Source organism: Halostella sp. PRR32 (assembly GCF_034808085.1).
In the GTDB taxonomy this organism is placed as follows: domain Archaea; phylum Halobacteriota; class Halobacteria; order Halobacteriales; family Natronoarchaeaceae; genus Halostella; species Halostella pelagica.
In genome coordinates this window covers 1-2,989 of sequence record NZ_JAXHGL010000013.1, presented here as the reverse complement: position 1 = coordinate 2,989, position 2,989 = coordinate 1, and the positions used below count along the sequence as shown (strand labels likewise).

2 protein-coding genes are annotated in these 2,989 nt (G+C 65.4%); one reads left to right on the top strand and one right to left on the bottom strand.

Translation table 11 applies throughout. From position 1 onward, the window contains the following. Positions 1 to 611: 611 nt before the first annotated feature. Positions 612 to 1,358, top strand: a complete 747-nt coding sequence (locus tag SM753_RS20170; protein WP_323174787.1) for a Rep protein — start codon at positions 612 to 614, stop codon at positions 1,356 to 1,358. A 273-nt stretch (positions 1,359 to 1,631) separates the two neighbouring features. On the opposite strand, the gene SM753_RS20165 is transcribed toward SM753_RS20170, so the two are convergent. Then, complete coding sequence (locus tag SM753_RS20165; protein ID WP_323174787.1) at positions 1,632 to 2,378, bottom strand: Rep protein; 747 nt, start codon at positions 2,376 to 2,378, stop codon at positions 1,632 to 1,634. Positions 2,379 to 2,989: the final 611 nt, after the last annotated feature.

Sequence of the window (2,989 nt, the reverse complement as noted above, 5' to 3'; positions counted from 1 at the left end):
GCTCCACCTTCAGCCACCCAGCCGCCGACCCTCCGGGTGATCCGGAGGTAGCGATACTATTCGCTCGAGGCGCGCTGAGTGGTGACGGTCGGGAGCGGCCCCTTCACGGGGTCCGACCGACCGAGCCCGACAGCGCGCTGATCGGCGGAAGTGCTAAGAGTGGCGCGGTAGACGTTCGTCTCAACAACAGGACTCCGTGAAAACCGACCGGGGGAACCCGGCCGACTCATCCGGCGTTCTCAGCGCCGAACGATCCGTTGCTAGATGGCAACACAAGACCAAGAGCGGTCTTGAGTCGGCTAAGGATTCTCCCGCCGAGCGCAAAGGCGTTTCGCCCTACACGACTCGGCTGGACTCTGCAACACCGCACAGCTACTGTGACAGCCTCCGAGCGCCGGAACAGCGGAGGGAGGCCCCCGCCGACCGGAGCGGCGCGCAGCGAGGGCTTGCCCTCGACCGCGGAGCCGGCGCGCATGAGCGACCGGAGGGAGCGCCACCGACCCGCTGTGCGGGGCGGTGCGGTCTTCACTTGACGTTCGTTAGAACAAGTCAAGAGACCCAGAGCCACCGGCGAACGGGGAATACGGGCACCGAGCCAGCGAGGTTTTCCGATGAGTAGCACCGAACAGTCCAGGCTCGGCGATCACGTCGATCTCGTCGGCGACGACGACGACGAACGGCCCGACTGTCGGAAGGACCTCCAACACCTGCGCTACGAGAACCCCGAGAGCGGCGAGACAGCCCAGTACAGGTGTGGCTCGTGGGACTGCGAGTGTTGCGGGCACCGGCTCCGGATGAGTCTCATCGAGGAGATCGAGCGGATCACCGAGGAGCGCCCGGAGATGCGGCGATTCCTCACCCTCACCGTGGACAGTTCGGCACCTGTCGGACGGGAGCGCCAACACGAACACATCACCGACCGATGGAACGCTCTCCGGACGGAACTGCGGGATCGCTACGATGATCTGAGCTTCCTGTGGGTCCGCCACGAGGGCGACGAACGAGATCGTCCACACCTGCACCTGCTGGTAGATCGGTACCTGCCTCAGTCGGAACTCTCGATGCTGTCGCAACGTGTCGGACTGGGTGAGGTCGTCGATATTCGCCGTGTGAACGCCCGAAACGCGGCCCACTACATCAGCGCCTACCTCGGCAGGGGCGCACTCTCGCACCTGCCAGCTGGAGCTCGTCGATACGGATCGAGCGCCGACGTGGATCTCGATCCACGGAACACCGGCGGCGACGACGAGGAAACCGACTGGATTCTCGCGACGTACGACGAGATCGTCGAGCGCTGGATCGGCGCGACCTCCGGGGACTTCCGGCGTGATCCGGATCGGGAACCGCCGCCGGACTAGATCGAGCATTAGCGTTGGAACAGTCGGGTGGTGGCTCCACCTTCAGCCACCCAGCCGCCGACCCTCCGGGTGATCCGGAGGTAGCGATACTATTCGCTCGAAGCGCGCTGTCGGGCTCGGTCGGTCGGACCCCGTGAAGGGGCCGCTCCCGACCGTCACCACTCAGCGCGCCTCGAGCGAATAGTATCGCTACCTCCGGATCACCCGGAGGGTCGGCGGCTGGGTGGCTGAAGGTGGAGCCACCACCCGACTGTTCCAACGCTAATGCTCGATCTAGTCCGGCGGCGGTTCCCGATCCGGATCACGCCGGAAGTCCCCGGAGGTCGCGCCGATCCAGCGCTCGACGATCTCGTCGTACGTCGCGAGAATCCAGTCGGTTTCCTCGTCGTCGCCGCCGGTGTTCCGTGGATCGAGATCCACGTCGGCGCTCGATCCGTATCGACGAGCTCCAGCTGGCAGGTGCGAGAGTGCGCCCCTGCCGAGGTAGGCGCTGATGTAGTGGGCCGCGTTTCGGGCGTTCACACGGCGAATATCGACGACCTCACCCAGTCCGACACGTTGCGACAGCATCGAGAGTTCCGACTGAGGCAGGTACCGATCTACCAGCAGGTGCAGGTGTGGACGATCTCGTTCGTCGCCCTCGTGGCGGACCCACAGGAAGCTCAGATCATCGTAGCGATCCCGCAGTTCCGTCCGGAGAGCGTTCCATCGGTCGGTGATGTGTTCGTGTTGGCGCTCCCGTCCGACAGGTGCCGAACTGTCCACGGTGAGGGTGAGGAATCGCCGCATCTCCGGGCGCTCCTCGGTGATCCGCTCGATCTCCTCGATGAGACTCATCCGGAGCCGGTGCCCGCAACACTCGCAGTCCCACGAGCCACACCTGTACTGGGCTGTCTCGCCGCTCTCGGGGTTCTCGTAGCGCAGGTGTTGGAGGTCCTTCCGACAGTCGGGCCGTTCGTCGTCGTCGTCGCCGACGAGATCGACGTGATCGCCGAGCCTGGACTGTTCGGTGCTACTCATCGGAAAACCTCGCTGGCTCGGTGCCCGTATTCCCCGTTCGCCGGTGGCTCTGGGTCTCTTGACTTGTTCTAACGAACGTCAAGTGAAGACCGCACCGCCCCGCACAGCGGGTCGGTGGCGCTCCCTCCGGTCGCTCATGCGCGCCGGCTCCGCGGTCGAGGGCAAGCCCTCGCTGCGCGCCGCTCCGGTCGGCGGGGGCCTCCCTCCGCTGTTCCGGCGCTCGGAGGCTGTCACAGTAGCTGTGCGGTGTTGCAGAGTCCAGCCGAGTCGTGTAGGGCGAAACGCCTTTGCGCTCGGCGGGAGAATCCTTAGCCGACTCAAGACCGCTCTTGGTCTTGTGTTGCCATCTAGCAACGGATCGTTCGGCGCTGAGAACGCCGGATGAGTCGGCCGGGTTCCCCCGGTCGGTTTTCACGGAGTCCTGTTGTTGAGACGAACGTCTACCGCGCCACTCTTAGCACTTCCGCCGATCAGCGCGCTGTCGGGCTCGGTCGGTCGGACCCCGTGAAGGGGCCGCTCCCGACCGTCACCACTCAGCGCGCCTCGAGCGAATAGTATCGCTACCTCCGGATCACCCGGAGGGTCGGCGGCTGGGTGGCTGAAGGTGGAGC

Excerpts from the sequence above, each read along its gene's own strand:
- SM753_RS20165 (WP_323174787.1), bottom strand. The coding sequence starts at position 2,378 with ATGAGTAGCACCGAACAGTCCAGGCTCGGCGATCACGTCGATCTCGTC.
- SM753_RS20170 (WP_323174787.1), top strand. The coding sequence starts at position 612 with ATGAGTAGCACCGAACAGTCCAGGCTCGGCGATCACGTCGATCTCGTC.